Raw genomic sequence first — 24,548 nt, 5'->3', positions numbered from 1 at the left:
CGTGTTCCAAAAAACCGAGAGGATCGGACCGATGGGACTGTTCACAAAAGACATCAAGACCATGAACGACCTGTTCGTGCACCAGCTCCAGGACATCTATTACGCCGAGCAGCAGCTCACCAAGGCGCTGCCGAAAATGGCAGATAAGGCGACGGATCCGCAGCTGAAGCAGGGCTTTTTGACGCACCTCGAAGAAACCAAGCAGCACGTCAAGCGCCTCGAGGAAGTGTTCAAGATGCACGGTGCGGAGGTAAAGGCGGTCGACTGCCCCGCGATCGACGGCATCATCGAGGAAGCCGACGAGACCGCAGGCGAAGTCGCCGATAAGGCGGTGCTCGACGCCGCGCTGATCAACGCGGCACAGGCCGCGGAGCATTACGAGATCGTCCGCTACGGCAGCCTGATCGCCTGGGCCAAGCAGCTCGGCCGCACGGACTGCGCCAGCGTGCTCGCCAAGACGCTGGAAGAAGAGAAGGCGACCGACAAGAAGCTGACCACGCTCGCCGAGAGCAAGGTGAACTTGCGCGCGGCCAGCTAGGACCAGGCGTAGCCAAGGATAGAGCGTCGCGCGGTCATCCGCGCGACGCTCGCATGTTACGCATCCATCATTCGATCGTTGTCGAAACATGACGGCGGGCTGGAAGCATATGTTCCGCATAGGGCTGCAACCGAGGTGGCAGCATGCGAGTAAGCACCATCAGATACGAAGCCTTCGGGGCCGGCGCGTCGCATGCCGGCTCGCATCTTGCGACTTCCCTCACCCTTGCCGCGATGAGCCTTGGTTATGGCGTGGTGCAGCTCGACGTCACCATCGTCAACACCGCGCTCGATGCGATGGGCAAGACGCTCGGCGGCGGCGTCGCCGAGTTGCAATGGGTGGTCAGCGCCTACACCATCGCGTTTGCTGCCTTCATCCTGACCGCCGGCGCGCTCGGTGACCGGATCGGCGCCAAGCGCGTCTTCATGGCGGGCTTCGCTATCTTCACCGCAGCCTCGCTCGCCTGCGCGCTGTCGCCCAATGCGACCGTGCTGATCGCAGCGCGGCTGGTCCAGGGGCTGGCGGCAGCGATCCTGGTGCCGAATTCTCTGGCGCTGCTCAGCCATGCCTATCCGGACGACCGGCAGCGCGGCCGCGCCGTTGCGATCTGGGCCGCCGGCGCGAGCCTCGCGCTCACGGCCGGTCCCTTCGTCGGCGGCGCGCTGATCACACTGGTCGGCTGGCGCGCGATCTTCCTGGTCAATCTGCCGATCGGGCTGACCGGCCTGTGGCTGAGCTGGCGCTATGCCGCCGAAACCACGCGGTCGCGCTCGCGCGAGATCGATCTGCCCGGCCAGCTTGCCGCGATCGGTGCGCTGGGGGCACTCGCCGGCGCGATCATCGAAGGCGGCGCGCTTGGTTGGGGGCATCCAGCCGTGATCGCAGCCTTTGTCGCAGCCGCAATTCTCGCCGTGCTCTTCGTCTGGCGCGAGAGCCGCGCAGCGCAGCCGATGCTGCCGCTGTCGCTGTTCGGCCATCGGCTGTTCGCGCTGACCGCGCTCGTCGGCCTGCTCGTCAACATTGCGATCTACGGCCTGATCTTCGTGCTTAGCCTGTATTTCCAGAGGATCAACGGGCTGTCGGCATGGTGGACCGGTCTCGCCTTCGTGCCGATGATGGGGGCGGTGCTGCCGGTCAATCTGCTGGCGCCGCGCCTCGCCGAGCGTATCGGCTCATGCCCGACCATCGTCGTCGGCGCCTGCGTCTCGGCGCTTGGTTGCCTCGGCCTGCTCCGGATCGAAGCCGGCACGAGCTATTGGGCGATCTTTGCGCAGATGATCGCGATCAGCGGCGGACTTGGGCTGCTGGTGCCGCCGCTGACCTCGACCTTGCTGGGCAGCGTCGAGAAGGCGCGCTCCGGCATCGCCGCGGGAGTCCTGAACGCGACGCGGCAGACCGGCAGCGTCCTCGGCGTCGCCCTGTTCGGCTCGCTGGTGGCCTCGGAGGGGGCGTTCATGACGGGCCTGCATCTGTCGCTGGTCGTGTCCGCGGCCGTGCTGCTGCTCGCCGCCGCCGTGATCGGCTTCGGCGCGCCTCCGCGCGGATGATCAATCCGAGTGAACGAACACATCTTCCGTTCACCATTTCCGAAACAGGCACGTAGCCGGTTACCGACTGTCCATCTCTGTCGGTTCAAGTGCGGGTCGATAGGGGCCCGCAATGTATCAAGTTCTCTACTGTCTCACCGAGGAGCACGACTGGCGACTGGTCGCGCTTGGCGGCGCGGTGTGCCTGCTCGCAAGCGCGGCGGCGATCAGTCTGTTTCACCGGGCGCGCGCGACGCACGGCCCCGGGCGTCTGGTCTGGATCGCCCTGGATGCCGCCGTCAGCGGATGCGGCATCTGGGCGACGCATTTCATCGCGATGCTCGCCTACGGGCCGGGCGGCGCCGGCGCCTACAACATCCCGGTAACGATCCTTTCGCTGATCTTCGCGATCTCCGTGACGTTCGTGGGGCTGAGCATCGCGGTATCGTCCTCGCGCGCCCCGTGGATCGTGCTCGGCGGTGCCATCGTCGGCGCCGGGGTGGCGACGATGCATTACACCGGCATGGCGGCGCTGGAGATGCCGGCACGCATCGACTGGATCGGAAGCACGGTTACCGTCTCGGTGCTGTTCGGAGTTGTCTTTGCAGCGCTCGCGCTGTTCGTCGCCGCGCGGCGCGACGACCTCTTCCATGCGCTGAGCGCGACCACCCTGCTGACGGTCGCCATCGTCGCGCATCATTTCACCGCAATGGGCGCCGCTGTGCTGACGCCGGATCCGACGCTCGCGATCAGCGGGTTATCGATCCCGCCGGCCTCGTTGTCCTTCCTCACCGCGGGTGCCGCGGTCGCGATCATCGCGATTGCGCTCGTAGCCGCGTTGCTCGACCGCCGCGCCAAGGGCGAACTGGGCCGGCAGCAGATCGTGCTGGACACGGCGCTCGAGAACATGTCGCAGGGACTGTGTATGTTCGACGCGGACGGCAAGATCATCCTGTTCAACGAGCGCTATGCCGCCATGCTCGGCCGCACCGACATCCTGCTCACGGGCCGCCTGCTGGTCGACGTGCTGCGGGAGGAGCAGGCCAAGGGTCAGTGGCAGGGCGATGCGGGCGAGTTCTTCGCGCGCCTTGTCGCCGATGCGCGCGAGAGCCGCACCACGACCGACGTCGCGACCAGGTTCGGCCGGTCCATCCGGGTCGTCAACCAGCCGATGCAGGGCGGCGGCTGGGTCGCGACCTTCGAGGACATCACCGAATGGCTGGAGGCCCAGGCCAAGATATCGCACATGGCCCGTCATGACGCGCTGACCAGTCTGCCGAACCGCGTGCTGTTCCACGAGCAGCTCGTGCAGGGACTGCGCCGGACCCGATCGGGCGACCAGCTTGCGGTGCTTTGTCTCGATCTCGATCACTTCAAGGACATCAACGACTCGCTCGGCCATCCCATCGGCGATGCGTTGCTCAAGGAGGTCGGCCGCAGGCTGAAGGCCACCGTCGGCGAGAGCGACACCGTCGCGCGACTCGGTGGCGACGAGTTCGCCGTGGTTCAGATCGGACGTTCCGAGGAAACTGCGGCACGATCCCTTGCCGGCCGCCTCGTCGAGGTGATCTCGGCGCCGTACGAGATCGACGACCATCAGATCGTCATCGGCGTCTCGATCGGCATCTCGCTGTCGCCGCAGGATGGCAGCAACCCCGACGAGCTGTTGAAGAATGCCGACCTCGCATTGTATCGCGCCAAGGCGGACGGCCGCGGCACATATCGGTTCTTCGAGACCGGCATGGATGCGCGCGCGCAGGCGCGGCGCCTGCTGGAGATGGACCTGCGCGCCGCGGTGCAACGCGACGAGTTCGAGGCGTATTATCAGCCGATCCGCGACGTCGCCAGCGGTCGCGTCGTCGCCTTCGAGGCGCTGCTGCGCTGGAACCATCCGCAGCGCGGCCTGATCGCGCCCCTCAACTTCATTCCGCTGGCCGAGGAGACCGGACTGATCATCCAGCTCGGCGAGTTCGTGCTGCGCTCGGCTTGCGCCGACGCGGCCACCTGGCCCGACGATGTCGACGTCGCCGTCAACCTGTCACCGGTGCAGTTCAAGAATCCGAACCTGATCGCGTCCGTCACCGCGGCGCTGGCCGCTTCGGGACTCGATGCGCGCCGGCTCGAGCTCGAGATCACCGAATCCGTTCTGCTCCAGAACAGCGAGGCGACGCTCACCACGCTGCATGAGCTCCGCGCCATGGGCGTGCGCATCTCGCTCGACGATTTCGGCACCGGCTATTCGTCGCTGAGCTATCTGCGCAGCTTCCCCTTCGACAAGATCAAGATCGACCGCTCCTTCGTGTCGGAGCTCGCGACCCGCGAGGATTCCATGGCGATCATCCGCGCCGTGACCGGGCTGGGGCGGAGCCTCGGCATCGTCACCACCGCGGAAGGCGTCGAGAACGACGCCCAGCTCGAGCTGCTCCGGCGCGAAGGCTGCACCCAGGCGCAGGGCTATCTGTTCAGCAAGCCGCGGCCCGCCTGCGATGTCGCGATCATGCTGAACCGGCCGCAGCTGCGCGCGTCGGCGTGATAGTCCGTTGTTTGAGCATGATCTCGTCGGAAAGCCGCTGCGCACTTTTCCGGATCATGCTCTAGCCGCGGTGGAGCGCGAAATGCGCGCCGCAGAACGCCATCACGGCACCGAGGCACAGCGCGGCGAGCCCGGACAGCACGCCCGAGACCGTCGGGATCGCGCTCGGCGCCGAGGCCACCTGGCCCGCACCCGCCAGCAGCAGCACGCCGACCGCGATCAGGAATTGCCGCATCCGTTGCGGGATCTGGCCGGAGACGGCGCTCTGCATCAATGTCGCCGTGAAATAGCCGCCGGAGAAGCCGACGGAGGCGATCAGCCACCAGGCGATCGCCGCGCCCGCCGGTATGAACTCATGCGTGTCGGAGTGCCAGAGGCCGCCGAGGTCGAGCCCGTAGCGCGCGCCCAGCATGTGCACGGCGAGCGCCAGCAGCACGCCGGAGATCACGGCGGCGCCGAGGATCAGGCGGCGCGGAAAAAAAATCGTCTCAGCCATGTCTCGCTTGTAGGATGGGGCAGGGCGATCGCGCAAGCGGATCGCAGACGGGACCACGCGGATTGGATTGATGTGAACATGCAGGATTCGGGAGCCGAGGCGGCTGCGGCCGCGAGCTATGCCTACAAGGCGTCGCTGATCGGTTCGGCGCATCGCTTCGAGCTGACGGACGAGGGGCTGTCCTGGCACATCGGCGGCCGTTCGGGCCTGTGGCGTTACGACGAGATCAGTGCAATCCGGCTGTCGTTCCGCCCCGTGTCGATGCAGCAGCACCGCTTTCGCGCCGATGTCAGCCACACCGGCGGCGGCCGCATCGCGATCCTGTCGACGAGCTGGCAGACCGCGGCCCTGATGGCGCCGCAGGACAACGGTTTCCGCACGTTCATCGTCGAACTGCACGCGCGAATGGCGAAGGCCGGCAGCCGCGCCGAATTGACCGCAGGCCTCGGCCGCAGGACCTATGCCGCGGTGCTGGCGTTTCTGGCGGTGCTGACCGTGGCGATGACGGGGCTCCTGATCCGCGCGCTCATGATCGGCGAATTCGCCGGCGCGCTGTTCATCATCGGCTTTGCCGCGCTGTTCGCCTGGCAGGTCGGCGGCTTCGTGCGGCGCAACCAGCCGCAGAGCTACAGCTTCGATCATGTGCCCAAGGCCTTGCTGCCCTAGACAAGGCCTTGCTGCCCTGAATGGCTTTGCTGCCCTTGGTGCAATCGGCCGCAATCAAACGTGACTTCGCGCGCCTGCGCGGGTGTCGCATCGTGCGGCCATGTCAGCCATGGATCGCAGCACGCGTAGGCCTTCGGCGGATGAGATCGCCGAGATCAACCGCGCGCATCTGATCGATACGCCGCTCCGGCCGGCCGACCTCTTGTTCATGTTCGGAACCCGAGAGGATGTCGCGCTACGCGCCGACACCGCCGCGAGACTGTGGCGCGAGGGCCTGTTCCGCTGGTCGATTGTCAGCGGGGGCGTGACGCCAGGCTCGGAGCAATCCGAGTGCACTATCATCAGGGCGGCGATGGCCGCGGCGGGCATTCCGGCGGACCGTATCCTCGAGGAGCATCGTGCGATGAACACCGGCGAGAACGTGATTTTCTCGCTGCCGATCATCGAGGCCGCGCTGGGGTTGGACAATATCCCGAGCGTGATTTGCCTCGGCAATACGTGGACCGCGCGGCGTTATCCGATGACGCTGCACCGGCATTGGCCGGAGGTCGAGAAGATGTTGCTTACCGTCGACAGCTTTGCGACGCCGCGCGCGCTCTGGCACACCGACACGGAATTTCGCCGCCGCATGCTGCACGAATGGGACAAGATCGAGCCGTACAAGGCGAAAGGCTTCATCGCGGAATGGCCGGAAGCCTGAGCAGGCTCGAGATCCTTGCGCTTTAGCTATTCGGTCGAGTCAAAATCCTCTTCCTTGGTGCCGAGCAGCGACACGATCGTGCGCAGGCCGGAATCGAGCTGCTCGAACGAGGGCGGGGCAAGCGCGAGCCGGACCGCATTCGGTGCATGGCCATGGGCGATCGCGAAGGTCGAGGACGGCGTCAGCGCGATGCCGCGCCGGGCTGCTGCGGCGACGAAGGTCTGCGAGCGCCAGTGTGCCGGCAGCGTCAGCCAGAGATGATAGGAGCGGGGATCGGCGGCGAGCTGGTAGCCGGCCAGCAGCCTTGCTGCGGTCTGCTGGCGGCGCGCGGCGTCGATGCGTTTCAGCCGCGTCAGCTCGGCGACGGTGCCGTCGGCCATCAGGCGGTGCCCCGCCGCCAGCGCATGGCCGGAGGCGATCCAGCCGCCGGTCCGCACTGCGCTCATCACGCTTTCGCGCAAGTGCGGCGGCGCGACCAGAATGCCGAGCGCAAGGCCCGGCGCGACCTTCTTGGACAGGCTGTCGAGCACGATGCAGCGGTCGGGTCCGAGTGCCGCAAGCGGCGTGTCGTCGGCCAGGAAGCCGTAGACGGCGTCCTCGATGATGGTGAGGTCGAGCTTTTCGGCGACGCGCATGATATCGGCGCGCCGTGTCGCGTTCATGGTGACGCCGAGCGGATTCTGGATGATGGGCTGGAGATACAGCGCCGACAGATGGGCCTCGCGATGCGCCTTCTGGATGGCGTCGGGACGCGCGCCGAATTCGTCCATCGGAATCGGGACCAGCGTCACGCCGAGCCGCGCCGCGATGCTCTTGACGTAAGGATAGGTCAGCGCCTCGACGCCGCAGCGGCCGCCGGTGGGGACGAGGGCTGCGAGCGCAGCCGCGAGCGATTGCTTGCCGTTGGCGGTGAAGACGATCTGCTCGGCCTGCGGCGCAAAATCCTTGCGCGCGAGATAGGCGGCGGCTGCATTGCGCGCACTTTTGGTGCCGGTACTGGTGGAGACGCGCAATGCGGATTCGAGCGCGTCGACGCGCTCCAGCCCCGCAAGGCTCTTCGCGATCATCGCCCATTGCTGCGGCAGCAGCGGGTAATTGACCTCGAAGTCGATCCGCGCCTCGCGCGGCTCGCTCAACGTCTCGACTTCGCGCCTGACGTCGCCGGAGATGAAGGTGCCGCGTCCGACCTCGCCGACGGCAAGCCCGCGGCGCAAAAGCTCCGTATAAACCCGGCTCGCGGTCGAGACCGCAATGCCACGGTCATAGGCAAAATTGCGCTGCGGCGGCAGCCGGTCGCCGGGCCTTAACGTGCCGTTAGAGATATCGAGAGCAATGGCATCGGCAAGCTTCACGTATTCGAACTTGGACATTATTGCACCGAGAGCAATGTTTCACTTGCTCCGAGTAGTGTACTGGAGCATTTAAGTTCCATCAAGGTCCACGATTGAGCCGAGGAGAGCGAGAGCAATCCGACGGCAGATCAGGTGCAGGCGCTCAAGCGCTTGCGCCAACGGCATCCGCTTCGCCGCGTGGACCATAGGCCGGAGAAGGACAATGACCACGATCTCGCAGACTGCCGGGCGGAGTTTACGCTCATCCTCGACGGGCGGATTCTTCCGCACCCTCGCCAACGGCGCCTATGCGCTGTTCGAGCGCCTGGAGCACCGCTCCGCCGTCAAGACACTGAACGAGCTCGACGACCGCGCGCTGCGCGACATCGGGATCACGCGCAGCCAGATCGAGGACGCGGTCTACGGTCAGGTCAAAGCCGAACTGACGCGGTATTTGTAAGACGCTCTCTCGTGTCCCGGACGCGACGCAGCGCGCAAGCGTTGCGGCGCAGAGCCGGGACCCAAAGGCCAACTGCACTCGCTGACGCATGGGCCCCGGCTCTGCGCACCGCTGAAGTAGCGCTGCGCTGCGTCCGGGGCACGAGACCGTTGCTCATCGATAGACATAGCTGTTCATCCTCGCGGCTTGTTTCGCCCGAGCTTTGCTTCGTCGCCTTGCCCTCTCAAGAAAGAGGGCGCAGGGAAGACCGGGTGCCGGCTGGCACCCGCGGTCCACTGTGCGAAGTTGTCGTAAGAAAATTGCACAGCGGCATACAGGTGAAGCCAAACAACCGGCCTTCCCTGCGCAGCGGTTTTACGGCTTATGCCGTGCTCTCCTCGGGGAGCGGTGCACTATTGCCCCCGTCGCCTTGCGGATGGCTGATGCGCGGACCCGGTCGGGCCGCCACATCACCGCAAGACTTGGCGCACAGACCCCGGGCGCCAGGACCACACGATTTTGCCGTACGCCGATCACACCGGTCGTGTGCGCGAGGTCTTCGCTCACGGTTGCCCGCCCTACGAAGCCGTTCGCGCCGATGTTATCAGCGTCCGCCGCCGTCCGGCCCGCGTTCGTGACGATCGCGATACGCCCCTCTTCCTTGGGCCGGAGTGAGGCGAGATATACGCCGTTTCCGAATTTCGGTAAAGTGGAATATTATCGACGATGGTGTTGACCCACCGCTGACGTGTTTTGCCCGTCAGGCAACGCAAGATCTCGTAGCCGGGGTGATAGGCGCACAATGCTTCAACATCGTCATTGCGAGCGCAGCGAAGCAATCCAGGCTGTCGCCGCGGAAAGATTTTGGATTGCTTCGCTGCGCTCGCAATGACGGAGCACCGCTCAGTGCCTGACCACCAGCACCGAGCATTTCGCGTAACGCACGACATGCCCGGCGTTGGAGCCGAGGAAATAGGTGCGCATCGCCGGCCGGTGCGAGGTCATCACGATCAGCTCGGCCTTCATGTGCACGGCTTCCTCCAGGATCTCGTGGTAGATGCCGCCCTGGCGCACCACGCTGGAGATGTGGGAAGCCTCGATGCCGGATTCGCGCGCGACGATGGCGAGGGCTTCTTCCGAGGCCTGGCGCTGCTGTTCGTCGAAATCGGCCGGCACGTATTCGGCCAGCATCACCGGCGTCATCGGCAGCACGTTGAGCAGGCGCACCACGCCGCTCCAGGTCTGCGACAGCGTGGCCGCGGTCGCGATCGCCGGCTTGGCGAGGTCGGTGTCGGCGAGGTCGATGGGTACGAGGATGGACTTGAACATCTGCGCCTCCAATCTTCCGGTCAGGAAGTCTTGTGACCAGGCTGGATCAATCGGTCGAGACGGCGCCCGCGCGTCTCATTCCGATCGAAGCAGCCTTAAGCTAACGAAGCAGCTTTGGGCTGACGAACTGCACCAGTTTGCCGCGGCGGTAGGCCACATCGCCCCAATCCTTGACGTCAAAATCGAAGATAGCAAGCCCTGCGGTGGGCAGGTTGTCGGCGATCGCCTTGGCGCCGGCCGGATCGCCGCCACCCATCAGCATCAAGGCGACCTCATGCATGCCCGGATTGTGCCCGACCAGCAGCAACTGCTTAGGGTCGGCCGGGACGGTTGCGGTGCGAATCGTCTCCAGGATCTGCGCGGGATCGGCGCCGTAGAGTTCCGGCAGGATTTCGACCTGCGGCGCCGCGACGCGGTCCTTCATCGCCTCCCAGACGATGTCCCAGGTCTGCCGGGCCCGGACGGCATGCGACACCAGCACGGCCTCGGGGAACGGCGGATGGGCGGCGATCCAGTCGCCGAGCTGCGCGGAATCCCGTTGGCCGCGGTCGTCGAGACGGCGATCCCGGTCACGGCCGCTCGGCGCGTCGATCTCGGTCTTGGCGTGACGCAGCAGCAGTAAACGGCGCATGGCATTCTCGAATCGTTACGCGACCAGGATAATCTACAGGCGCTGGTCGAGGACAAGGTGACAAGCGGCCGCTCAGTCCTTTAAAGCGCAATGAGATTGGGACAAATGATCATCGCGCTTCAAATTATTGTCTTGAGCATGATCTTTTCGGAAAACCGCTGCACACTTTTCCGGATCATGCTCTAAGAAAACAACATGAACGAGACTTTCACAAGCGTGTCCCAGGAAGAAGCCGGCTTTCGCGACCGCGCGCGGCTGTCGTTCGAGCTCGATGCGGACATCTGCGTCATCGGGGCCGGGCTTGCCGGGCTCTCCATCGCGCTGGAGGCGGCCCGGCTCGGGGCCAGCGTCGCGGTGCTCGAGGGCCGCCATATCGGCTGGAACGCCTCGGGCAACCAGCTCGGCACCGTGATGCCGGGATTCGCGCTGCCGCTCACCGAGCTGATCGAGCGCATCGGCTTCGAGGACGCGCGGGAATTGTGGACGTTGTCGAAGGAGGGCGCCGAGTTCGTTCGGGCCAACGCCACGGAAGCGAACATGCCGGGGATCGGCCCGAGCGACGGCGTGCTGGAGGTTTCCAACGTCGATGCCGGCGACCGGCTGATCAGCCGGTTGCAGATGCTCGCCGAGGATTTCGACACCGAGGTCGAGGGCTGGCAGGCCGACCGCGTCCGCAAGGTGCTCAAGACCGATCGCTATTTCCACGGCGTGTATTATCCCCGGGCGTTCCAGGTCGACGGCCGCAAATATGTGCACGGCCTCGCGGCGCTGGCGCGGCGGGCCGGAGCGCGCATCTTCGAGGACACGCCGGTCGTCAGCATCGATCATTCCGGCATTCGCAAGCGCATCGTCACGCCCTCGGCGCGGCTGCGCGCCACCCACATCGTGCTCGCCGGCAACATCCATCTCGGTGCGCCGCTGCGGCGCCTGTCGGAAACGCTGCTGCCGGTCTGGCGCTATGCCGGCATCACCGCGCCGCTCGGCGAGCGCGTGCACGAGATCATCGCCTTCAAGGGATCGGTGATGGATTCCGATGGCGTCGACCATTTCCGGATCGTCGATGGCGACCGCCTGATGTGGGAGAGCCCGGAGACCACCTGGGCGGCGCGACCGCAACGCTTTGCGGGCGCCGTCAGGCGGCGGGTCCGGTCCATCTTCCCCCAACTCGGCAATGTCGAAATCACCGAAACATTCGGCGGCGCCACTGGCCAGACCGTGCACGGCATGCCGCAGATCGGCCAGTTGCGCAAAGGCCTGTGGGTGGCGAGCGGGTTCGGCCGCCAGGGCATGAACACCTCGGCCATGGCCGGGCAGATGATCGCGCGCAGCATTCTGTTGGGCGACGAGCGCTGGCGGCTGTTCTCGCCGTTCGAGCTGGTCTGGGCGGGCGGCGCGACCGGCCGCGTCGCGGGCCAGATGGTCGGGATCTGGAGCAGGGCGAGCTCCGCTGCCGCAGGGTCGCTCGCCCGCTACCGTGAACGGGCGCGGGTCAAGGACCGGGAACGCGAGGCGCGCCTCTCCGAAGCCAACCGGGCCGCCGGCACCGGTCCGCGCCGCCCGCCGCCGGGCGTCAGGCCGCGGCTGGCCCAGCCGCCGAAACCCGCGGCCGAGGCGTTGGAACCGGCCTCGCAAGACCAGGGCGTCTCGCAATAAGTTGAGAAGAATTCCGCCCGGAAGTGTAACGTCGGCCGTTAGAGCCCGTATCTCAGAGCGTGGACTTCCTGCGTACGGAGAATGAGATGTTTGACCGCCGCATCCTGTTGACGACTGTCGCCGGCCTGTTCGGCCTTGCGGCCTTCCGCTGGCTCAGAGCATCGCCCGCGGAAGCCGGTGAGAAGGCCGCGCAAAAATTCGAGATCGAGAAGACGGACGCCGAGTGGCGTGCCCAGCTCACGCCGCAGCAATATGAGATCCTGCGCAAGGAGGGCACCGAGCGGCCGGGCTCCAGCCCGTTGCTCAAGGAGCATCGCAAGGGCGTCTTCGCCTGCGCCGGCTGCGACCTGGCGCTGTTTGCGTCCGACACCAAATTCGAGAGCGGCACCGGCTGGCCGAGCTTCTACCAGCCGATCGAGGGCAATGTCGGCAAGACCGAGGACCGCACTTTCGGCATGCTCCGCACCGAGGTGCATTGCCGCCGTTGCGGCGGCCATCTCGGCCACGTCTTCGACGACGGTCCGAAGCCAACCGGATTGCGCTACTGCATCGACGGTTTCGGGATGGTGTTCCACCCCGCTGCTGCATCGGCGACGTGAAGGCTCTTTGATTGACGCGTTTTCTTCACGCGAACCGGGTGCCACTTCGCTCCAAAACGCTATGAGATCCCGGCAATTGTTGCCGGCCCGGCAATTGTGCCCCGGTCATTCGACCGGGGCATTCCTATTTAAGTCATTGATTTCCTGAGAAAACCCGCATTGGCATAGCCCTTGCGACAGTCTCCTCCGACTGCGGCCATGGTCGACCGGCCGCCGAGATCGGATCTGGAGACAAAGTTATGGGTATCTTCGATGCAATGAACACCTCGGTGGGTGGCCTGCAGGCGCAGTCCTACGCGCTGCAGAACATTTCCGGCAACATCGCGAACTCATCCACCACCGGTTACAAGGGCATCGGGACCAGCTTCGTCGATCTCATTCCGGACTCCTCGGTGCCGAGCAAGCAGGTCGCCGGCGGCGTGACGGCCAACGCCAAGGCCACCATCACCACGCAGGGCACGATCTCGGGCTCCACCGTCGCCACCAACATGGCGATCACCGGCGACGGCTTCTTCTCGATCCAGAAGGCAACCGGCATCGTCGACAACGTGCCGGTGTTCAGCGGCGTCACCTATTACACGAGGCGCGGCGACTTCCAGCTCAATGCCAATGGCAATCTGGTCAATGGCGCCGGCTACTATCTGATGGGCGTCACGGTCGACCCGAAGACCGGCAACCCGCAGGGCAACGTGGCGACGGTCCTGAAATTCCAGAACAACTTCATCCCGGCGCAGGCGACCACCTCGATCCAGTACGCGGCGAACCTGCCGACCCAGCCGAACACGGTGGCGAGCACGACGGCGTCGACCGGCACGCTGCTGGCGGCTGGCGGACTCAATCCGTCGGACTTCTCAGCCAACCCGCTGCCCGTGGGCACACCGCCCGCCCCCTATGCCAACGCGACGGCTGCCGGTGCGGCCGCCACGGGTAACATCCGCTCCGCTTACTCGTCGACCACGGGGACGGGCACGGTTGCGCTCCAGAACAACTCGTCCGCGGTGGCCTCGACCACCACCTCCCTTGATAATGCCGTGGGCACGCATCTCGCCTCCAGCATCCTCACAGCGCTCGGCGGCCAGACGCTGACCATCAACGGCAACACGGTTACCTTCAACGGCGGCACCACCGTTGCGACGGTCGGCAGCAACACCACCATCGGTCTCGGCGCGGGCACGACGGCCACGGTGGCCGACATCCTGCAAGCGATCCAGACCGCCGGCGGTGCCGGCGTCACGGCGTCGCTGAGCGCCACCGGCAATATCCAGATATCGAGCGGCATCGGAACCGACGTGGCGGTCAACAGCGGCACGGCAGCCACCGCGCTCGGCATCAGCAGCGTGACGCGTGGCGGCAACGTGCTGTCATCGCCCGCGATCTCGGGCTCCACGGTGCTGAGCGGCGCGGCGTCGGCCGGCGGCGCCCAGGTGCTCTCGTCGGGCTTTGCGGCCGGCGACACCATCACGGTCGACGGTCAGACGCTGACCTTCATGACGTCGGGCGCATCGGGCGCGAACCAGATCAACATCACCGACAACATCACGACCTTGCTCGGCAAGATCGACGCTCTCTCCGGTGCGTCGGGGTCTGCGGTCAGCACCGGCGGCGTGATCACGCTGAACACCGGCACCGTCTCCAACCTGTCGGTAGCCAGCTCCAACAGTGCGGCCTTCGCCGCGCTCGGCTTCACCTCGACCATCACCAAGAACCGCGACGGCGGCGGCACCGCCGGCACGGGCGGCGTGGTCGGCAACGACATCGCGACCTTCACCAAGGAATCGATCAGTGGTGGCGCGGTGACCGCCTACAACGCCGCCGGCACGCCGGTGAACCTGCAATTGCGCTGGGCCAAGTCCGACAGCGCCTCGCTGGGTGCGGGCCATGCCGACACCTGGAACATGTTCTACCAGACCGACCCGAATGCGACCGGCACGACGGTCGGCTGGGTCAACACCGGCCAGGCCTTCACCTTTGCCTCCGACGGCTCGCTGACCTCGCCGAGCGGCTCGGGCATCACCATCAACAACGTCAGCGTCAGCGGGCAGTCGCTCGGCTCCGTCTCCTTCAACATCTCCTCGGGCGGGCTGACGCAATATGCCAGCACCAGCGGCGCGGTGACCATCAACACCATCACCCAGAACGGCTACGCCGCGGGTCAGCTCCGCTCCGTCGCCGTCAACAACAACGGCCTCGTGGTCGGAACCTTCTCCAACGGCCAGAACCTCGCCCTTGCACAGGTAGCGTTGTCGCACTTCAACGGCACCAATTACCTCAAGGCCCTCGACGGCGGCGCTTACGCTGCGACCGAACAGTCGGGGCCGGCGATCGACGGCGCTTCGGGCACCATCAGCGGCTCGTCGCTGGAAGGCTCGAACACCGACATCGCCGACGAATTCACCAAGCTGATCGTGACCCAGCAGGCCTATTCGGCCAACACCAAGGTGATCACGACGGCGAATTCGATGGTGCAGGACCTCTTGAACGTGTTGCGCTGATCTGCGCGTGACGTAACCAAAGGCGGCAAGTCAACATGGGTTTGAGTTCAGCCCTCGCCAGTGCGATGAGCGGTCTGCGTGCCAACCAGGCCGCGCTCTCGATCGTTTCCTCGAACGTCGCCAACTCGCAGACGCCGGGTTACGTCGTCCAGAAGCCGAACCAGATCGAGGTCACCACCGGCGACTTCGGCTCGACGGCGATGACGACCGGCGTCAGCCGCGAGCTCGACACCTATGTGCAGAACCAGCTGCGCACCGAGACCGGCGGCAGCGGCTACGCCGATCAGATGGCCAACATCCTGAAGCAGCTTCAGAATGTCTATGGCACGCCCGGCAACAGCGGCACGCTCGAAACCGCGCTGAACAATTTCACCACGGCGTTGCAGGCGCTGTCGACCAGCGCGGGCTCGTCGTCGGCGCAAACGGTCGCTCTCGGTGCGGCGCAGACGCTGGCGCAGCAGCTCAACCTCACCACCAAGGGCATCCAGTCGCTGCGCTCCAACGTCGAGCAGGATCTCGGCACCTCGGCGCTAGCTGCCAACGCGTCGATGCAGCAGATCGCCGACATCAACACCAGGCTCCAGGGCCTGCCGGCAACCGACCCCTCGGCTGCGACGCTGATGGACCAGCGCGACCAGGCCATCAACAATCTGTCGAAATATGTCGACGTCCGCGTCACCACCGACGGTTCGAACCAGGCCAACATCTACACCACCACCGGCATCCAGCTGGTCGGCGCCGGGCTCGCCTCGCAATTCACCTTTGCGTCTGCCGGCGCGCTGTCGGCGACCTCGCTCTACAACATCGATCCGGCCAAGTCCGGTGTGGGGGCGTTCAACATCAAGCTCCCGAACGGCGCACAGGTCGACGTCGTCGCCAACAACGTGGTTTCTTCCGGCCAGATCGCGGCCGATCTCAAGCTGCGCGACCAGACGCTGGTGCAGGCGCAGAACCAGATCGACCAGCTCGCCGCGACGATGTCGAGTGCGCTGTCGGACAAGACCACGGCCGGCAGCACGGTGTCCGGTCCGCCGGCCGGGTTCGATCTCGACCTCGCCGGCGCAGCGCCGGGCAACAGCGTCAACATCACCTACACGGACACGAGCACCAACACGCAGCGCCAGATCACGCTGGTCAACGTGACCGATCCGGCGGCGCTGCCGCTCCAGAACGCGACCAACGCCAATCCGATGCAGATCGGAGTGAACTTCTCCGGCGGCATGGGCGCGATCGCCTCGGCGCTCAACACCGCGCTTTCCAGCTCGCATCTGTCGTTCGCCGCCGCGCCGTCGCCGGCGACGGCCACCACACTGCGGGTGACCGACGACAACACCGGCCTCGCCAAGGTCAATTCGTCCTCGATCACCAAGACGATCTCGTCGCTGACCTCGGGCAATCCGCAATTGCCGCTGTTCACCGACGGCGGGCAGGCGCTCTACACCGGCGCGATCACCGCATCGGGTTCGCAGATGACCGGACTTGCCGGGCGCATCGCCGTGAACACGCAGCTGACGACCGACCCGACCAGGCTGTCGGTCTACAACACCTCGCCGGTGACGCCCGCGGGCGACACCACGCGCTCCGACTTTCTCTATTCGCAACTCACCTCGGCGGTGTTCTCCTATTCGCCGCAGAGCGGTCTCGGCTCGGCGAGCCAGCCCTTCACCGGCAGTGTTTCGAACTATCTCCAGCAGTTCCTGAGCGTTCAGGGCAATGCCGCGACCCAGGCGACCCAGCTCCAGCAGGGCCAGAGCGTCGTGGTCTCGACGCTGCAGGCCAAGTTCAACTCGACCTCCAGCGTCAATCTGGACTCGGAGATGTCGAACCTGATCCAGCTCCAGAATGCCTACGCCGCCAACGCCCACGTCATGTCGGTGGTGCAGAGTATGATGAACACGTTGCTCCAGGCTCAAGTGTAACTAGTAACAGGGCTCTGAAATATGTCGATCAGCAGCATCAACTACTCCTCGTCGGTTCTCGGCTCGCAGATCCGCAACATCAACACGCAGCTCACCGATCTGTCGACGCAGCTGTCGACCGGCAAGCTGTCGCAGAACTACTCCGGGATGGGGACCAACGAGGGCTTCGCGATCGCCTCGCGCGCGCAGCTGTCCAATATCGCCGCCTATACCGACACGATCACCAACGTCAATGTCAGCATCAACCTCGCCAACACCGCGCTGCAGTCGCTGACCACGATCCGCAACACGGTGCAGACGGGCTCGGCCAACACCGCGCAGGATCTCAACGTCAACGGTCAGACGGTCGCGCAGAACACCGCCGCCGCCCAGTTCGGGTCGATGGTCGGCGTGCTCAACACGCAGGCGGGGAACCGCTATCTGTTCTCCGGAACCGCCGTCAACACGCAGCCGGTCGCGGATGCCGGCGACATCATCAACGGCACCACGACGCAGGCGGGCTTCAAGACCGTCCTGGCCGAGCGCCAGGCCGCCGATCTCGGCACCGGCACGGGGCGGCTGGTGCAGACCTCATTGCCGTCGGGCGCGGTGCAGGTGTCCGAGGACGTTGCCGGATCGCCATTCGGGCTCAAGATCGCGGCGGTCTCCTCGACGCTGACGGGCGCGACGGTCACCGGCCCGAGCGGCTCGCCGGTGTCATTCTCGGTGAATCTCAACGGCACCAATCCGAACAATGGCGACAAGCTCAGCGTGAAGTTCACGCTGCCCGACGGCTCGACCGAGCAGATCGACCTGACTGCGTCCACCGCCACGCCGACGCCAGTCGGCAGCTTTGCAATCGATGCAAGCGTTCCGGTCAACCCGGCCAACACCCAGACCAGTCTCAACACCGCGCTGAACACCGCGATCACGAAGCTCGCCAACACTGCGCTGGTGGCGGCATCCGCGGTGACTGCCGGCGACAACTTCTTCAACACCGCGAGCTCGGCGATCGGCACGTCCGTCAACAACCAGGCGGCGCCGCCGGCGCCTGTGACCGGCGCGACGGCGTTGTCCGGCGCGAGCCCCTCGGACTCGATTTCGCCGGGCTTCGTCGCCGGCGACACCATCACCGTCAACGGCACCACGCTCTCCTTCGTCAGTTCGGGCGCGACCGGCAACCAGCTCAACGTCGGCGACAGCATCCAGACGCTGATGAGCAAGATCGACCAGATCACGGGGACCTCGAAGCCCTCGACGGTCCATGGCGGCTCGATCACGATCAACACCGACGATGCGGCGAACCTGAGCATCACGACCTCGAATACGGGAGCGCTGGGTTCGCTTGGTTTCGCTTCCACGCCCGTGACCGCCACGCAACCGCCGCTGCGCATCGGCTCGTCGCCCGCAAGCTCGGCGACGACGCTGGTCAATGGCTCGGCCACCACCGTGAAATGGTACCAGGGCAATGACGGCCCCGGCTCGCCGCGCTCCACCGCGATGGCGCGGGTCGACGATTCCGTCACGGTGCAGTACGGCGCGCAGGCCAACGAGGACGCGATCCGCAAGGAATTGCAGGCAGTCGCCGTGTTCGGGACGTTCTCGACCTCGCCGGCCGGACAATATTCGGGCGGGCAGGTCGCCGCGCTCAGCCTGCGGGTGACGCAGGCGCTGACCAAGCAGCCCGGCCAGCAGCGCATCGAGGACATCCAGACCGACCTCGCGATGTCCCAGAACACGATGAAGGACGCAAGCTCGCGCCAGACCCAGGCCAAGGCGCAGCTCCAGACCATCATCGACCAGGCGGAATCGGCTTCGCCGGACCAGGTCGCGAGCGAGATCCTGTCGCTCCAGAACGCGCTCCAGGCGTCCTACCAAGTCACCTCGAACCTCTCGCAGCTCTCGCTCGTCAAGTTCCTGTAAGGGGGCGTTAAGGCGCCGTTAACCATGCCTCTTTACCTCTTGGTGAGGATTGGAGCGGGGCGGAGCTGCCGATGTCGGACAAGATGAAACTGGTGGTGGCCACGCCATGTTTTGGCGGGCAGGTGACGAGCATCTATGCAAGCTCGATCTTCGCGCTCCAGCGCGCCGTACACGGCATGGCCAATATCGAGCTCAAGGTGCTGCTGCGGGACGGCGACGCGCTGATCACGCGGGCGCGGGCCAATCTGGCCGCGATGTTCCTGGACGATCCCGACGCGACGCATTTCCTGTTCATCGACGCCGACATCGGCTTCAAGCCGGAGCAGGTGTTCCGGCTGATCGAGTGCGGCGCGGATGTCGTTGCCGGCTGCTATCCGATCAAGCGGGTCAACTGGGACAAGGCGAAGCGCGCGATCGAAGCCGGCCGCACCGACGTGCCGGCCGCATCGCTCGATTACGTGCTCGAGATCGAGGATCCGGATCGCATCGTGGTGGTCAACGGCTTCACTCGCGTGCGCTACGCCGGCACCGGCTTCCTGATGATCCGGCGCCATGTGCTGGAGGCGATGTGCCGCCATCCGGACTACGCCAGCCTGCAATTCTTCCGCGAGCATTCGCACGACACGCTGGTGGCGAGCCAGAACCGGTTTGCCCTGTTCGAATGCATGATCGATCCGGCGACCGGCACCTATCTCTCCGAGGACTTCGCCTTCTGCAAGCGCTGGACCGACATCGGCGGCGAGATCTGGGCGGACATCCAGAGCTCGCTCGATCACGTCGGGCCGTCGGTGTTCCACGGCGACATCACCTCGCAATTCGCACCGGCGCCCGCTGCCGCCGCTGCCGATGCGGCGTGAGGCTTTCGGGATGAGCGCCGGCGCATCCCGTCTGTCAGCTACGCCTCCTCGACCGGCTCGACGATCTCGCAGACGGCAGGCGGAATTGCCGTGCGCAAGGACGGCGCGGTGATGGCGGCCGGCATTGCGATGCGCCCGGACGCCGGTGCAGCGGTGCTGCGCGCGGTCGAGACCAGCCTCGCGCAAGGCCGGCGCGTTTTGTTGCAGATCATGGATTCGTCAAAACTCGGTTGGCGTGCCCCAAGCGAGGCGTGTCTTGATGAGATCGCGCGGCGCTGGCCGCGCAAGGTTCAAATTGTCGTCGACGCCCGTCAGGTGCGGCTCGGCCGCCGGCGGCTGCGCTCCTATCTCGACCGTGGTTACATGGTGCTGACCACCGGCTCGAAATTCTTTGGCGGCCCCGCTTTCAGCGGCGCGCTGCTGGTGCTGAAAGGCCTGCAGGCGCAACGCAATGTGCAACACGTTCTCGATCGCATCGCCCATGTCCTGGTGAAGATCGAGAAGTCCGCGTTCGAGGTGTGAGATGCAACATCCAGTTTCCGCGCCGATCGGCGTGACCGCGCCGAACCATGCCGACCGCATCGGCTTTGCGCAATTGACGCGCCGGGCATTCGAGGGCGGCGACCTGCATCCGTTGCGCGACCGGCTCCTGACGCGGATCGATGAGGGGACGGCGGAGGCGGGCGAAGGCCTGGATCTGTCGCTGATTGCCCAGCTTCTCGGCGAGAAGGAGGCCGGGCTCGTGATCCAGACCGAGGTGCTCTCCTTCCACCAATTGTTTCGTACGCCTTGCGCTGTTCCAAAACCCCGCCTGCGCGTGCTCGCACTCGCCGCCGATATCGACATGGGCGGCAACACGCCGATCGACTTCCTGCTTGAAGACTCCGACATTGAGCTGTTGACGCTCTACGTGGTCAAGGGCATCGGCCTGCCGGAAAATCTGCCCGAGCACGACGTCGCCATCGTGATTGCATCCGATTCCGAAGAATGCCGGGAGGCGCTCGCGCTGATCGAGAAGGCAGCGCCGCGCTGGCCGCGGCCGCTGCTCAATCGCCCCGATCTCATCGGCAATCTCGATCGCGACAAGCTGTATCGGTTGCTGGCGGGCGTGCCCGGCCTCGACATTCCCGCGACCATCCACGCGACGCGCGCGCAATTGTCGGATCTCTCGACAGGGAACGTCGCCTGCGAAGACATCGCGGGCGAACTGCACTTTCCGATGATCGCGCGGCCGCGCGGCTCGCATGCCGGCGTCGGGCTTGCCAAGCTCAATGACGCGGCGGCGCTCGCGGCCTATCTTGCCGAGCGGCAAGAGAACGACTTCTTCCTTGCGCGTTTCGTCGACTATGCGAGTCCCGACGGGCTCTACCGCAAATATCGTCTCGCCATGGTCGACGGCAAACCCTATGCCTGCCACATGGCGATCGCCGATCGCTGGGACATCTGGTATCTCAACGCCTTCATGGCGTTCAGCGAAGAGAAGCGGGCCGAAGAAGCCGTCTTCATGCTCGATTTCGACCATGCTTTCGCCGCGCGCCACAAAGTCGCGCTCGACGAGATGAGCAGGCGCGTCGGCCTCGATTACTTCATCGTCGATTGCGCCGAGAACCAGAACCGCGAGCTGCTGGTCTTCGAAGCCGACAATACTGCCGTCGTGCACAACATGGATCCGCCGGCCGTGTTTCCGTACAAGCCGCCGCAGATGCGCAAGATATTTGCGGCATTCACGACGATGCTGTCGCGGCATGCAAGAGCGGGCGAGGAGAGCGCAGCATGAACGAGATCATCCGCAACACGCAAAGCTCCGTCACGCACACTTCGCTCGATCCACAGGACTGGAGCGAGTTTCGTGCGCTCGCCCATCGCATGCTTGACGAGACGATCGACGGCATCGTCAACGTTCGCGCACGTCCGGTGTGGCAGCCGATCCCCGACGGCGTCCGTGCGGCATTCAAGGCCGACGTGCCGCGCGAGGCAAGCGATCTCGCCGACGTCTATCGCGAATTCGCCGAGCACGTCGCGCCCTACGCGACGGGGAATGTCCATCCGGGTTTCATGGGCTGGGTGCATGGCGGCGGCACCGCGGTCGGCATGGTCGCGGAAATGCTCGCGGCAGGCCTCAACGCCAATCTCGGCGGCCGCGACCACATGCCGATCGAGGTCGAACGCCAGATCGTCGGCTGGATGCGCCGCCTGTTCGCCTTTCCCGACAGCGCGAGCGGCATCTTCGTGACGGGCACGTCGATGGCCAATCTGATGGCGGTGCTGGTGGCACGTACGAGCGCGCTCGGCACGCTGGCGCGGCAGTACGGCATCGGCAACGATGGCGCACTTCTGACCGCCTACACATCGCAGGCCGCGCATGGTTGCGTGGCGAGGGCGATGGACGTCGCCGGGCTCGGCACCGATGCGCTGCGCAAGATCGGCGTCGATGCCGATCATCGTATCGACGTCGCTGCGCTGCGTGCGCAGATCGCGATTGATCGCGATGTCGGCTTCAAGCCGTTCCTGGTCGTCGCATCCGCCGGTACGGTCGACATCGGCGCGGTCGACGATCTCAAGGCGATCGCGGAGCTGTGCCGCGAGGAGGGAATCTGGTTTCACGTCGACGGCGCCTTCGGAGCGCTGGCGATCCTGGCGCCCGAGCTTGCGCCGCTGATCGGCGGCATCGAGCTTGCGGATTCTATCGCGCTCGACTTCCACAAATGGGGGCAGGTGCCTTATGACGCCGGCTTTCTGCTGGTGCGCGACGGCGAGCAGCATCGGCAGGCCTTTGCGCAGCCCGCGGCCTATCTGCGCCGCGAGGCGAGAGGGCTTGCGGCGGGCGCGATCTGGCCCTGTGATCTCGGTCCCGATCTATCGCGTGGCTTCCGTGCGCTGAAGACGTGGTTCACGCTGAAGACGTTCGGCACCGATCGGCTCGGCGCGGTGATCGCGCGAAGCTGTGCGCTGGCGAAATATCTGGAGACGCGCGTTCTCGCCGAGCCGCGGCTGGAATTGCTGGCACCGGTCAATCTCAACATCGTCTGCTTCCGTTACCGCGCCCCCGATGAGGTCAATCGGGAGATCGTCGCCGACATCCAGGAGTCCGGTATCGCGGCGCCCTCAAGCACGACGCTGGGCGGCAAGTTTGCGATCCGCGCCGCGATCGTCAATCACCGCACCGACGAGACGGACATCGACGCGCTGGTCGCAGCGGTGCTGGAATTCGGCGGACGGCGGAGCCGCGATACTGTGATCGAGGTCGAAGCGCCGCCGCTCGCGGCGCAGGAGTATTGATGCAGGCCTGAAACGACAACGGCCCCGGAGGCGATCCGGGGCCGTTGTCGTTTGCGCGGTCTGGTCGTTTGCGCAGCGCTGCCGCGCGAACGGGCTATATCAGGCGGCGGTGCTGACGTCGTCCTGGTCCGCTTCAGCCTTGGGACGCGTGGCCTCGAACTGGCCCCGCAGCTTTTCTTCGTAGGCGATCAACTTGCGGGCGTCCTTCAGTGCGCGATAGAGATCGCCGTTGAGGATGTTGTTGTTGATGCCTTCGATGATCGGCCAGGAGCTCGGCACCGCGGTGACGATGTCGCGCACGAGGTTGAAATAGGTGCCGTGCTGGGTCTGCGGATCCGGCGAGATGTACATGAGCTGGACCGCCAGATAGACGAGCTTGGCGGGCGTGTCGGCGGTCTCCGGCGTGAGGATGTCGCGCTCGCGCAGGATCGGCACGTTGTCGCCGTCGATCAGAAGGCGGGCGCGCTGGTCGGTGTTGGTTATCACGCAGTTACCGACGATGATGCGTTCGTGCGGTCTGAGCTCGACCTTGAGGGCCATGCCTGTTCTCCATCAACGCTTTCGTAACCGAGCGTGTGTTGCGGCGGGTCAGGGCGCAATACTCCATCAAGACTAGTTAACGAGTTGTAAATCCCGGCCCACGCCGCCGAAAAGCTCAATTACATCAACGTCGAATTCGCCCGGCGGCGCAGCGTCGCTCGTGTGCAGATCGGGCGAATCGCGCGCCGACTCAGCAAAAGCGCCGATTCCATTTCATGTTTCGTTAGAGGACTCCGCCCCACGGTCCGCCGGTCGCTGGGTCCATCTCGATCCAAGCAGACGAGTAACAGTAGCGTCGTTTACCAGAAAGGTAACAGAGTCATGTCAGGTATCGTCCTCTCCTCGTCGGTTCGTCAGAACCTGCTCTCCCTCCAGTCCACCGCTGATCTTCTCGCCACCACGCAGAACCGTCTGTCGACCGGCAAGAGCGTCAACTCGGCCCTGGACAATCCCACCAACTTCTTCACGGCCCAGTCGCTCGACAACCGCGCCAGCGACATCAACAATCTGCTCGACGGCATCGCCAACGGCGTGCAGGTGCTGCAGGCTGCCAACACCGGCATCACCTCGCTGCAGAAGCTGATCGACTCGGCGAAGTCGATCGCCAACCAGGCGCTGCAGACCACGGTCGGCTACTCCACCAAGTCCAACGTCTCCGCCTCGATCTCGGGTGCGACGGCGGCCGACCTGCGCGGCACCACGTCCTTCGCCAGCGCGACCGCGAGCAGCAACGTCGTGTATAACGGCACGGCCGGCGGCACCACGGCAGCAGGCGGCACCACGACGCTCGGCGCCACCCTCGGCACCTTCACGGGTACCGCGGGAACGGCCGGCGACGGCACCACGGCCCTGACCGGCGCCATCACCCTGATCGCCACTTCGGGCACGACCGCAACCGGCTTGGTCGGCAACGCCCAGCCCGCCGACGGCGACACGCTGACCGTGAACGGCAAGACCATCACCTTCCGCTCGGGCTCTGCTCCGGCGTCGACTGCGGTGGCCTCCGGTTCTGGCGTCAGCGGTAACCTCGTCACCGACGGCAGCGGCAACTCCACCGTCTATCTCGGCACCGCGGGCACCCCGACTGCGACCGTTAACGATCTCTTGACCGCGGTCGA

Annotated in this window: 20 protein-coding genes and 1 pseudogene; 16 read left to right on the top strand and 5 right to left on the bottom strand. The window is 65.5% G+C overall.

Annotation, left to right across the window (positions count from 1 at the left end):
• Positions 1-31: 31 nt before the first annotated feature.
• From ABIB00_RS28420 to ABIB00_RS28410, 3 genes are all read left to right on the top strand, one after another.
• Positions 32-538, top strand: coding sequence for a YciE/YciF ferroxidase family protein (locus tag ABIB00_RS28420; RefSeq protein WP_247352026.1), 507 nt, complete (start codon positions 32-34; stop codon positions 536-538).
• 143 nt (positions 539-681) lie between these two features.
• Positions 682-2,085 carry an MFS transporter gene (locus tag ABIB00_RS28415; protein ID WP_247446381.1) on the top strand — a complete coding sequence of 468 codons (1,404 nt, stop codon included), beginning with the start codon at positions 682-684 and terminating at the stop codon, positions 2,083-2,085.
• A 112-nt stretch (positions 2,086-2,197) separates the two neighbouring features.
• Entirely contained in the window at positions 2,198-4,597 is a 2,400-nt protein-coding gene (locus ABIB00_RS28410) for a bifunctional diguanylate cyclase/phosphodiesterase (protein WP_354106628.1), read from the top strand.
• A gap of 61 nt (positions 4,598-4,658) precedes the next feature.
• Here ABIB00_RS28410 and ABIB00_RS28405 read toward each other — a convergent pair whose 3' ends face one another.
• The gene (locus ABIB00_RS28405) at positions 4,659-5,093 is read right to left on the bottom strand and encodes a hypothetical protein (RefSeq protein ID WP_354106627.1); all 435 of its coding nucleotides are present in this window, start codon (positions 5,091-5,093) and stop codon (positions 4,659-4,661) included.
• Positions 5,094-5,171: 78 nt separating this feature from the next.
• Here ABIB00_RS28405 and ABIB00_RS28400 point away from each other — a divergent pair, with 78 nt between their 5' ends.
• Positions 5,172-5,759, top strand: a complete 588-nt coding sequence (locus ABIB00_RS28400; protein ID WP_354106626.1) for a hypothetical protein — start codon at positions 5,172-5,174, stop codon at positions 5,757-5,759.
• 100 nt (positions 5,760-5,859) lie between these two features.
• Positions 5,860-6,459: a YdcF family protein gene (locus tag ABIB00_RS28395; protein ID WP_354106625.1), complete on the top strand. Its 600-nt coding sequence runs from the start codon at positions 5,860-5,862 to the stop codon at positions 6,457-6,459.
• A gap of 26 nt (positions 6,460-6,485) precedes the next feature.
• Here the strand turns inward: ABIB00_RS28395 and ABIB00_RS28390 are convergent, their stop codons facing one another.
• Positions 6,486-7,829 (bottom strand): aminotransferase-like domain-containing protein, encoded by a 1,344-nt coding sequence (locus ABIB00_RS28390; RefSeq protein ID WP_247446387.1) that lies wholly within the window; start codon positions 7,827-7,829, stop codon positions 6,486-6,488.
• Positions 7,830-8,013: 184 nt separating this feature from the next.
• Here ABIB00_RS28390 and ABIB00_RS28385 point away from each other — a divergent pair, with 184 nt between their 5' ends.
• Positions 8,014-8,250, top strand: coding sequence for a DUF1127 domain-containing protein (locus ABIB00_RS28385; protein WP_247352012.1), 237 nt, complete (start codon positions 8,014-8,016; stop codon positions 8,248-8,250).
• 882 nt (positions 8,251-9,132) lie between these two features.
• On the opposite strand, the gene ABIB00_RS28380 is transcribed toward ABIB00_RS28385, so the two are convergent.
• Together ABIB00_RS28380 and ABIB00_RS28375 are read right to left on the bottom strand one after the other, a co-directional pair.
• A complete protein-coding gene (locus ABIB00_RS28380) occupies positions 9,133-9,558 on the bottom strand; it encodes a universal stress protein (RefSeq protein ID WP_354052861.1) in 426 nt (141 codons plus the stop codon).
• Positions 9,559-9,658: 100 nt separating this feature from the next.
• Positions 9,659-10,189, bottom strand: coding sequence for a SixA phosphatase family protein (locus tag ABIB00_RS28375; RefSeq protein WP_354106624.1), 531 nt, complete (start codon positions 10,187-10,189; stop codon positions 9,659-9,661).
• A gap of 195 nt (positions 10,190-10,384) precedes the next feature.
• Between ABIB00_RS28375 and ABIB00_RS28370 the strand changes: the two genes are divergently transcribed.
• The 9 genes and pseudogenes from ABIB00_RS28370 (at position 10,385) to ABIB00_RS28330 (ending at position 22,890) form a co-directional block, all read left to right on the top strand.
• A complete protein-coding gene (locus ABIB00_RS28370) occupies positions 10,385-11,842 on the top strand; it encodes an NAD(P)/FAD-dependent oxidoreductase (RefSeq protein WP_354106623.1) in 1,458 nt (485 codons plus the stop codon).
• An 86-nt stretch (positions 11,843-11,928) separates the two neighbouring features.
• Positions 11,929-12,441, top strand: a complete 513-nt coding sequence (gene msrB, locus ABIB00_RS28365) for a peptide-methionine (R)-S-oxide reductase MsrB (protein WP_247352003.1) — start codon at positions 11,929-11,931, stop codon at positions 12,439-12,441.
• A 239-nt stretch (positions 12,442-12,680) separates the two neighbouring features.
• The gene (locus ABIB00_RS28360) at positions 12,681-14,933 is read left to right on the top strand and encodes a flagellar hook-basal body complex protein (RefSeq protein ID WP_247446393.1); all 2,253 of its coding nucleotides are present in this window, start codon (positions 12,681-12,683) and stop codon (positions 14,931-14,933) included.
• Between the two features lie 35 nt (positions 14,934-14,968).
• Positions 14,969-16,852, top strand: a complete 1,884-nt coding sequence (gene flgK, locus ABIB00_RS28355; protein WP_247446394.1) for a flagellar hook-associated protein FlgK — start codon at positions 14,969-14,971, stop codon at positions 16,850-16,852.
• Positions 16,853-16,873: 21 nt separating this feature from the next.
• Positions 16,874-18,754: a flagellar protein gene (locus tag ABIB00_RS28350; RefSeq protein WP_354106621.1), complete on the top strand. Its 1,881-nt coding sequence runs from the start codon at positions 16,874-16,876 to the stop codon at positions 18,752-18,754.
• A gap of 71 nt (positions 18,755-18,825) precedes the next feature.
• Positions 18,826-19,611, top strand: coding sequence for a hypothetical protein (locus tag ABIB00_RS28345; RefSeq protein ID WP_354106620.1), 786 nt, complete (start codon positions 18,826-18,828; stop codon positions 19,609-19,611).
• A gap of 66 nt (positions 19,612-19,677) precedes the next feature.
• A pseudogene (locus tag ABIB00_RS28340) lies at positions 19,678-20,049 on the top strand (hypothetical protein); the annotation flags it as partial.
• Positions 20,050-20,134: 85 nt separating this feature from the next.
• Complete coding sequence (locus ABIB00_RS28335; protein ID WP_354106619.1) at positions 20,135-21,388, top strand: ATP-grasp domain-containing protein; 1,254 nt, start codon at positions 20,135-20,137, stop codon at positions 21,386-21,388.
• On the top strand, positions 21,385-22,890 hold the full coding sequence (locus ABIB00_RS28330) for a pyridoxal phosphate-dependent decarboxylase family protein (RefSeq protein ID WP_354106618.1): 1,506 nt from the start codon (positions 21,385-21,387) through the stop codon (positions 22,888-22,890). The genes ABIB00_RS28335 and ABIB00_RS28330 overlap by 4 nt, the downstream gene beginning before the upstream one ends.
• A 99-nt stretch (positions 22,891-22,989) precedes the next feature.
• On the opposite strand, the gene flbT is transcribed toward ABIB00_RS28330, so the two are convergent.
• Positions 22,990-23,430, bottom strand: coding sequence for a flagellar biosynthesis repressor FlbT (gene flbT, locus ABIB00_RS28325; protein ID WP_247351989.1), 441 nt, complete (start codon positions 23,428-23,430; stop codon positions 22,990-22,992).
• A 321-nt stretch (positions 23,431-23,751) separates the two neighbouring features.
• On the opposite strand from flbT, the gene ABIB00_RS28320 reads away from it, so the two are divergent.
• A partial coding sequence (locus tag ABIB00_RS28320) for a DUF1522 domain-containing protein (RefSeq protein WP_354106617.1) occupies positions 23,752-24,548 on the top strand: 797 nt, incomplete at its 3' end.

It is taken from the genome of Bradyrhizobium sp. LB14.3 (assembly GCF_040547985.1).
GTDB lineage: Bacteria > Pseudomonadota > Alphaproteobacteria > Rhizobiales > Xanthobacteraceae > Bradyrhizobium.
The sequence above is the reverse complement of the archived record's forward strand: the minus strand, read 5'-3'. Positions and strand labels throughout refer to the sequence as shown.

Coding starts and splice junctions, on each gene's coding strand:
- flgK (WP_247446394.1), top strand. CDS start 14,969: ATGGGTTTGAGTTCAGCCCTCGCCAGTGCGATGAGCGGTCTGCGTGCC.
- ABIB00_RS28415 (WP_247446381.1), top strand. CDS start 682: ATGCGAGTAAGCACCATCAGATACGAAGCCTTCGGGGCCGGCGCGTCG.
- ABIB00_RS28395 (WP_354106625.1), top strand. CDS start 5,860: ATGTCAGCCATGGATCGCAGCACGCGTAGGCCTTCGGCGGATGAGATC.
- ABIB00_RS28350 (WP_354106621.1), top strand. CDS start 16,874: ATGTCGATCAGCAGCATCAACTACTCCTCGTCGGTTCTCGGCTCGCAG.
- ABIB00_RS28380 (WP_354052861.1), bottom strand. CDS start 9,558: ATGTTCAAGTCCATCCTCGTACCCATCGACCTCGCCGACACCGACCTC.
- ABIB00_RS28335 (WP_354106619.1), top strand. CDS start 20,135: ATGCAACATCCAGTTTCCGCGCCGATCGGCGTGACCGCGCCGAACCAT.
- ABIB00_RS28410 (WP_354106628.1), top strand. CDS start 2,198: ATGTATCAAGTTCTCTACTGTCTCACCGAGGAGCACGACTGGCGACTG.
- ABIB00_RS28360 (WP_247446393.1), top strand. CDS start 12,681: ATGGGTATCTTCGATGCAATGAACACCTCGGTGGGTGGCCTGCAGGCG.
- ABIB00_RS28385 (WP_247352012.1), top strand. CDS start 8,014: ATGACCACGATCTCGCAGACTGCCGGGCGGAGTTTACGCTCATCCTCG.
- ABIB00_RS28375 (WP_354106624.1), bottom strand. CDS start 10,189: ATGCGCCGTTTACTGCTGCTGCGTCACGCCAAGACCGAGATCGACGCG.
- ABIB00_RS28405 (WP_354106627.1), bottom strand. CDS start 5,093: ATGGCTGAGACGATTTTTTTTCCGCGCCGCCTGATCCTCGGCGCCGCC.
- ABIB00_RS28400 (WP_354106626.1), top strand. CDS start 5,172: ATGCAGGATTCGGGAGCCGAGGCGGCTGCGGCCGCGAGCTATGCCTAC.
- ABIB00_RS28390 (WP_247446387.1), bottom strand. CDS start 7,829: ATGTCCAAGTTCGAATACGTGAAGCTTGCCGATGCCATTGCTCTCGAT.
- ABIB00_RS28370 (WP_354106623.1), top strand. CDS start 10,385: ATGAACGAGACTTTCACAAGCGTGTCCCAGGAAGAAGCCGGCTTTCGC.
- msrB (WP_247352003.1), top strand. CDS start 11,929: ATGTTTGACCGCCGCATCCTGTTGACGACTGTCGCCGGCCTGTTCGGC.
- ABIB00_RS28330 (WP_354106618.1), top strand. CDS start 21,385: ATGAACGAGATCATCCGCAACACGCAAAGCTCCGTCACGCACACTTCG.
- ABIB00_RS28345 (WP_354106620.1), top strand. CDS start 18,826: ATGTCGGACAAGATGAAACTGGTGGTGGCCACGCCATGTTTTGGCGGG.
- flbT (WP_247351989.1), bottom strand. CDS start 23,430: ATGGCCCTCAAGGTCGAGCTCAGACCGCACGAACGCATCATCGTCGGT.
- ABIB00_RS28420 (WP_247352026.1), top strand. CDS start 32: ATGGGACTGTTCACAAAAGACATCAAGACCATGAACGACCTGTTCGTG.